The 6,883-nt window shown below is 53.0% G+C and carries 6 protein-coding genes and 7 tRNA genes; 8 read left to right on the top strand and 5 right to left on the bottom strand.

The features are described 5' to 3' along the window. Positions 1 to 140 precede the first annotated feature (140 nt). The 8 genes from RB620_RS29290 (at position 141) to pdaA (ending at position 1,726) form a co-directional block, all read left to right on the top strand. Positions 141 to 216, top strand: a tRNA-Asn gene (locus RB620_RS29290). Positions 217 to 222: 6 nt separating this feature from the next. Next, a tRNA-Ser gene (locus tag RB620_RS29285) sits at positions 223 to 310 on the top strand. Between the two features lie 24 nt (positions 311 to 334). Beyond that, positions 335 to 409 (top strand) — tRNA-Glu (locus RB620_RS29280). Between the two features lie 14 nt (positions 410 to 423). Continuing rightward, positions 424 to 500 (top strand) — tRNA-Met (locus tag RB620_RS29275). A gap of 24 nt (positions 501 to 524) precedes the next feature. Next, a tRNA-Thr gene (locus RB620_RS29270) sits at positions 525 to 600 on the top strand. Between the two features lie 7 nt (positions 601 to 607). After that, positions 608 to 682, top strand: a tRNA-Gly gene (locus RB620_RS29265). 8 nt (positions 683 to 690) lie between these two features. Further along, positions 691 to 767 (top strand) — tRNA-Pro (locus RB620_RS29260). A 197-nt stretch (positions 768 to 964) separates the two neighbouring features. Then, positions 965 to 1,726, top strand: coding sequence for a delta-lactam-biosynthetic de-N-acetylase (gene pdaA, locus RB620_RS29255; protein WP_308100596.1), 762 nt, complete (start codon positions 965 to 967; stop codon positions 1,724 to 1,726). Between the two features lie 94 nt (positions 1,727 to 1,820). Here the strand turns inward: pdaA and RB620_RS29250 are convergent, their stop codons facing one another. The 5 genes from RB620_RS29250 to RB620_RS29230 all read right to left on the bottom strand — a co-directional run bounded on the left by RB620_RS29250 (position 1,821) and on the right by RB620_RS29230 (position 6,845). Then, entirely contained in the window at positions 1,821 to 2,675 is an 855-nt protein-coding gene (locus RB620_RS29250; protein WP_308100595.1) for a dTDP-4-dehydrorhamnose reductase family protein, read from the bottom strand. Positions 2,676 to 2,677: 2 nt separating this feature from the next. Further along, the gene (locus RB620_RS29245; RefSeq protein ID WP_308100593.1) at positions 2,678 to 3,664 is read right to left on the bottom strand and encodes a polysaccharide biosynthesis protein; all 987 of its coding nucleotides are present in this window, start codon (positions 3,662 to 3,664) and stop codon (positions 2,678 to 2,680) included. Further along, a complete protein-coding gene (gene wecB / locus RB620_RS29240; protein ID WP_308100594.1) occupies positions 3,657 to 4,739 on the bottom strand; it encodes a non-hydrolyzing UDP-N-acetylglucosamine 2-epimerase in 1,083 nt (360 codons plus the stop codon). Before wecB ends, RB620_RS29245 begins: the two co-directional genes overlap by 8 nt. A 283-nt stretch (positions 4,740 to 5,022) precedes the next feature. Further along, entirely contained in the window at positions 5,023 to 5,928 is a 906-nt protein-coding gene (locus RB620_RS29235; protein WP_308100591.1) for a TIGR03943 family putative permease subunit, read from the bottom strand. Beyond that, positions 5,925 to 6,845 carry a permease gene (locus RB620_RS29230; RefSeq protein WP_308100589.1) on the bottom strand — a complete coding sequence of 307 codons (921 nt, stop codon included), beginning with the start codon at positions 6,843 to 6,845 and terminating at the stop codon, positions 5,925 to 5,927. The genes RB620_RS29235 and RB620_RS29230 overlap by 4 nt, the downstream gene beginning before the upstream one ends. Positions 6,846 to 6,883 lie beyond the last annotated feature (38 nt).

Genomic DNA, 6,883 nt, shown 5'->3' with positions numbered 1-6,883 from the left:
AATGTGTGGAGCTGACGAATACTAATCGGTCGAGGGCTTATCCTACACGCTTGATCCGCTCATACAAGCGACAAGCAACAGCTATAAGGTTCAGCAAACCTTTCGTATCCAGTTTTCAGCGTGCAATAGCTGAAACGTATTCCCTGATAGCTCAGTTGGTAGAGCACTCGACTGTTAATCGAGTTGTCACAGGTTCGAGTCCTGTTCGGGGAGCCATCTCATGGAGAAGTACCCAAGTGGCTCAAGGGGACCCTCTGCTAAGGGGTTAGACTGCGTAAGTGGTGCGAGGGTTCGAATCCCTCCTTCTCCGTAGCATCTTGCTACAAATCGATACGGCCCGTTGGTCAAGGGGTTAAGACACCTCCCTTTCACGGAGGTAACAGGGGTTCGAATCCCCTACGGGTCACCATTTATTTTTTACGACGCGGGGTGGAGCAGCTCGGTAGCTCGTCGGGCTCATAACCCGAAGGCCGCAGGTTCAAATCCTGCCCCCGCAACCAATCCGAATTTCGGATCATCCATATGCCGCTGTAGCTCAACTGGTAGAGCAACTGACTTGTAATCAGTAGGTTGGGGGTTCAAGTCCTCTCGGCGGCACCAAACTCATGCGGAAGTGGCTCAGCGGTAGAGCATCGCCTTGCCAAGGCGAGGGTCGCGGGTTCGATTCCCGTCTTCCGCTCCATTATTTATCGGGATGTAGCTCAGCTTGGTAGAGCACCTGGTTTGGGACCAGGGGGTCGCATGTTCAAATCGTGTCATCCCGACCATTCAAATCATAACGAATCCATACATACATAAGACATCGCGACGCCATCGGAAGAAGGCAGCCGCGGTGTTTTTTTGTTGGCATGAAAACGGTCTTCCAGGGGAAACTAAGCAATAGCAACCAGACACCCAGATTAGAGAGGAGCGTACATACGCATTGGCTAATCATACCTACCGGATAGCCCTTATTGCACTATGCATGTTCTGGTTATCTCTTCCGGTTACCGCAGCCCATGTCGATGCCGCACCGGGAGCCTACCACTTCGGATTCAAGAAAAGCGTCGACGGCAAGCTTCCTTCCATTGACGAAGAAGGGTTCAAGCCGATCTTGACCAAAAACGGGGCTTTGTTCTTGGGAGACACGACCAAAAAAGAGTTGTTCATGACGTTCGACAACGGTTACGAAAATGGCTATACGGCTAAAATCCTTGATGTGCTAAAGGAGAAACAGGTACCGGCTCTGTTTTTCGTTACCGGTCATTACGTAAAGGATCAGCCGGAGCTGCTGAGGCGCATGGTGGCGGAAGGACATCTGATCGGCAATCATTCCTGGAGCCATCCGGATATGACTCAATTATCGGAGGGGCAGATCGCGTCCGAGCTGTCGAAGGTGAAGGAGCAGGTAGAGCAAATTACGGGCCAGCAAGGCATGTCATTCCTGAGGCCGCCTAGAGGGATTTTTAACGACAACGTACTCGCGGTCAGCAAGCGCCAAGGTTATACAAGCGTATTCTGGTCCATCGCATACAAGGACTGGGACGTCAACGCCCAGCGCGGAGGGGCCTACGCATTCGACCAAGTGACGAGGCAGCTTCATCCGGGTGCCATTCTGTTGCTTCACTCAGTGTCCAAAGACAATGCGGAAGCGCTTGGCAGAATTATCGATGAAGCGAGACGCCAAGGATATGAATTCAAAGCGTTAGGCGAAAAGGACGGCATTCAGCTGATCCCAATGCCTTAATCGGCAGCCGAACACATGAAGAGCAATTCCAGGCAAAGGATAAGCCCAGAGAGGGCAATCGGCCTAGAATTGCTCTTTTTTTGCTTCTGCGATTTTATAATAGATAAGGATAATTCCGTTCGGAATGATCCATCCAGGTTTTCAGCTCCCTAATCATGACCGGATAAGGAGCAGGCTGAATCCGAAAGTCGCTTCGCGTGCTAGCCAAGCTTTTGTCGCTGAAAATCTCGCCGTTCGGCACGATAATGACGGAATCCCGATCGAATGTATCTTTGATCAGAAGCAGCAGCTCGTATTTGGAAATTTTGTCCGGAACGGCTAGATGGACTATACCGGATACGGATGCCAACATGACGTCTTCGATCGCTTTGGCCAGCTCGAGCGTCGTGACGCCGTTCCAGAACACATTCGAATAACCTTTGATAACGCCTTGCTGACCCATCAACCAATGAAACAGGCCGATACCGTTCGGCTTCAGCTCCGGCCCGATGATCGAAGTCCGAATCGTCACGTCGGGCGGGTCGGTCACTTCGCCGAGCGACTTGGACTTAGCGTAATAAGTCAGGCCGTCAGCGGGGGATGTCTCGTCATACCCGCCTTCGGCGCCCGAGAACACACAGTCTGTGCTGATATGGATCAGCCGGAATCCCAGCTTCGAGCCAAGTCCGCTAAGCAGATGGGGGAAGAGGCTGTTGACATAAATCGCTTCTCTCTTGCGGTAAGCCGCGTCGTCATTCAGCAATCCTGTCGCGTTAACGACCACATCCGGTTTGACGTCCAGCAAGCAGCGATGGACGGCGGATTGATCCCTGACGTCCAGAGTCACGAGTTTGGACGAAGGGGAATATCCTTTATCGCTCCGTACCGTGAACCAAATATCGTAACCGCGCGATTCCAAATAATCGACAATCATATGTCCTGCCATGCCATTGCCGCCGAACACGAGCACCTTCAATCGAGAAAACCTCCTTGGAGTAGCATTTTACGGATCTCCGTTTTGTTCATGAGAGACTGATTGGATTGATAATTGGCGATTGCGGCTTTGGACGATGCGGGATAATAAGCGAGATGTTCGGCCGTTGGTTTTTCCGGGAGAATGACATAATAATGCGTTCCGTAGCGGTATGTTCTGCTTGCTTCAAATCCAGAAACAAGCATTTCGTGCAGTTTCTCTCCTGGCCGGATGCCCGTATGCCTGATCGATTTCGACGGTTTGGCGTAGTGGTCGAGCATCACCTCGGCCAAATCGACGATCCGGCAAGCCTTCATCTTCATGACGAAAATTTCGCCGCCAACGGAATCGATGGAAGCGGCGAGCAGCAGATCGATCGCATCGGACACGGTCAACAAGAATCGTGTCATCTCCGACGATGTGAGCGGCAAGTCTTTGTTCTGCAGTATTCGTTCTTTGAAGAAAGGAACGACGCTTCCATGAGTGCCAAGCACATTGCCGCCACGTATGCAGACGAATCGGGTCGTCGCGCTTAAGCCGTTCGCCCGAATCATGTATTTCTCGGCGAACGCTTTCGTCATGCCATAGAAATTGACGGGGTCGACCGCCTTGTCGGTGGAAACGTCGATGACTTTCTTAACCTTATGTTTAATGCTCGCCCGTATGACGTTCTCCGTTCCGGTGACGTTCGTTTTGAGCGCTTCGTCAGGCTGCTGCTCGCATATCGGGACATGCTTCAGCGCGGCAAGATGGAAGACGTAGTCCGCACCCGTGCAGGCTTCCGATACGGCGTCGGCATCTCGAACGTCGCCGATGACGAATCGGATTCGATGGTCGTCGAACGTCCGCTGCATGCGGACCTGCGCGAATTCGTTGCGGGAGAAGATGCGAATCTCCTTCGGCTGCAGCGAAAGCAGCTTGCCCGTAAGCTCATGACCCCATGAGCCCGTTCCTCCGGTTATCAATATCGTTGCAGCTTCAAACATGGTGAATCCCCCCCAATAACATATGGACGACCTTCGCCGACACATGCCGGTCCATGTACCCCTCCGGACAAATCCAATCGTTCGGAGTACTGGTCACAAGCTTAACGCAATCGGCAATATGCCGGGCATCGATGCCGGATACGACGCTGCTGCCGCATAGCACCGTTTCGGGCCGCTCCGTGCTGCGCCGGATAATGACGCCGGGAACGCCCAGCAAGCAGCTCTCTTCTTGCACGGTACCGCTATCCGTGATGACGCACATCGCTTCCTTCTGAAGCTTTACGAATTCGAAGAAACCGAAAGGATCATGCAGCTGTAGCAGCGGTTCTTCAACCGTTATGCCGAACAGCTCGAGCTTGGCTCGCGTGCGTGGATGAACGCTGCAGATCACGGGTACCTGCAAGTCTTGGGCGACATAGCGCAAGCCGTCTATGATCATTCGGAGCTTGGATTCATTATCCACGTTTTCCGCACGGTGCGCGGTGACGAGGACGAATCGTTTGGGCTTTAGCTTCAGCTTCTTCATGATGGCGCTGCGGTCGATCCCCATCCTGTAATGCAGCAGCACTTCATAAATCGGATTGCCGCTTACCCACACCCTGGATGGCGGTATGCCTTCCCGCAGCAAATTATCGCGCGAGTTCGCCGTGTAAGGAAGGTTGACGGAAGAGATGGCGTCAACTACCTTGCGGTTCAATTCTTCGGGCACGATCGGATCGTAACAGCGATTGCCGGCTTCCATATGATACACGGGGATGCCGAGACGCTCACAGAGGATGGCGCACAAGGCGCTGTTCGTGTCGCCAAGGATAAGCACCCGATCGGGCTTATCCTTGAGAACGATTTTCTCAACCTCGGGAAATAACGCGCCAATCTGGCTGCCGAAGGAATGGGAGCCGAGCGAGATCGTATAATCGGGTTCCCTGAGCTTTAACTGTTTGAAGAAAACTTCGCTGAGCGAAGGATGATAGTTCTGTCCCGTATGCAGCAAAATATGCCGTTCCGCCAGCGCATCCAGCTTCGGGATAATCCGGCTTAAGCGAATGATTTCGGGGCGGGTGCCCAGAATGGTCATGATCTTCACGCGAAATGCCTCCTTAACCGTCGGCAAGCGCCTATCATCGCCGATGGGTGATGAATATTGTCCAAGACGATATCTTCCCGAGCGGTGCGGATTCTATCTATCATTCCACTCCTCCCGGGTTTGGTATGTCACAGTATATTCAGAGATTCGCGGGGGTGCATGGTTGCTAGCCATGTCCCTCGAATGGTTTCTCACGCAAAAACGCGATGGGGCATGATGCCCCATCGCGTTTTTTCGGTCCAGCTTTTGGAAAATGAAATTGCAAGAGTCGAGGTTAGTAGTTGCGATAAACGTACGGATCTTCCGGCTTCGGAATCGATTCCCAGGATGTGACCCGGAGTACCGGAATCGTTTGCTTGAAGGGCTGGTAATACTGGGAGGCCAGCTTGCCGGTAACGTGCACCCATTCATCGTCATTGAGCGAAGTGCCTTTGGGGAACTCGACAAGCATGCCGAACACGCCCGAGTCGGCGACGCAATGGATGAAACCGAAGCGGAAAACGAAATAATGGTTTTCATCCGCTTGCTCGCCTTTGTACGTGAAGCCGGTAAACGAAATCGTATCCCCCATAAATTCTCCGGGGAAATTGTAGATGACCTCCATGCCTTTCATATAATTGCTGTCGTCAAGCTTAATGTCGGTCTGATTGACAAAATCGGCAAGCTCCTTGTTTTTGAGCTTTTCGTAACCTTCCTTGCCGTAGAACACGCTGGAATCCGGCTTCAGGAATTGATGTTCGCCTGGCGTTTCGTCATTGATTTCCTGCGGCGTCGGGAATGCGAAACCTTTGGCCTTCACGAAGCTGGAGTCCAGCGTCTGCACGGGCAGGAAGATACCGGTGCAGATCGGAACGAGCAGGATCAAATAGCCGACCGCTCGTTTCCACTTGGAAGTCGGCTCATGCGAATGGTCGAGTCCGAAGTGGTCGTGATCGTGATCATGATCATGCGAATGGTCATGTTCATGATCATGATCAAGTTCATGATCATGCTGTCTCTCTTTCGCTTTGTCCAGCCGATAGACGCGAACGAACTCCACGGCGCATAACAGGAGGAGGAGCACGATCGCGCTGATGGAGAGATAAGCGTATTTGGTATTGATGTACATATTCAATTGGCCGTTCTGATGAATGATCGCGAACATTAAGGCGAATCCCAGCAAAATAAAAAACCGGATCATCCGATCAACCTCCCTACGATTAAAGATCCGGTGAGCGTGCTGACGCTGACGAAGGCAATGAGCACGACAACGAATTTCGTCTTGAAGGTGCCTAGCAGCATAAGCGTGTTCTTGATGTCGATCATCGGGCCGAAAACGAGAAACGCGGAAATCGAGCCCATGGAGAAGGTGCTTCGGAACGATGACGCGATGAAGGCATCCGCCTCCGAACAAAGCGACATCGTGAACGCGAGCCCCATCATGACGAGTGACGCCATAATCGGGTTGCTGCCGATATGCAGCAGCGACGACGTCGGGATGAACGTCTGCATGCATGCCGCGATGAAGGCGCCAAGCACCAAATATTTGCCCACGGAGAAAAACTCCTCGACCGCATGCGTGAGGACGGAGCCGAGCTTGCGGCGAAGCGGCATCGGAGCTCTCGGCACGTCGGACAGTGCGGTGGAAGCGGCCATTTCCTGGATCGCTTGCCGCAGCGGCAGAGCCGGGAACAGTAACGAGATCGACACGGATACGACAAGCGCCACGGCGAAGGCCATGCCTGCGCGAACCGCGACGATCCGCCAATCATTGCCGAAGGCGACGTAGGTCGAGAATAAGACGATCGGGTTCACGACGGGACCCGTCAGCATGAAGGCGATTCCCGCGTTCAGCGGAACGCCTTTGCCGAGCAGCCGGCGCGTAATCGGGACGATTCCGCATTCGCAGGACGGGAACAGGATGCCGACGCTGCAGCCGAATAACGAAGAGAGAAATCGGTTTTTGGGCATGATCTTGGCGATCCATCGTTCCGTAATAAACGATTGGATGAGGCCGGAGATCAGGACTCCGACGAGCACGAAGGGGATGGCTTCCATCACCATGCTGAGGAAAATGGTGTTCAATTGTAGGAACGTAGTCACGATTGCACCTGCCATTATTGTTGGTTTAGCTTCGTTTCTTAGCGTATCACACG

The organism is Paenibacillus sp. LHD-117 (assembly GCF_030929555.1).
In the GTDB taxonomy this organism is placed as follows: domain Bacteria; phylum Bacillota; class Bacilli; order Paenibacillales; family Paenibacillaceae; genus Pristimantibacillus.
Note: the sequence above shows the minus strand (reverse complement) of the source record. Positions and strands in the feature narration are given on the sequence as shown.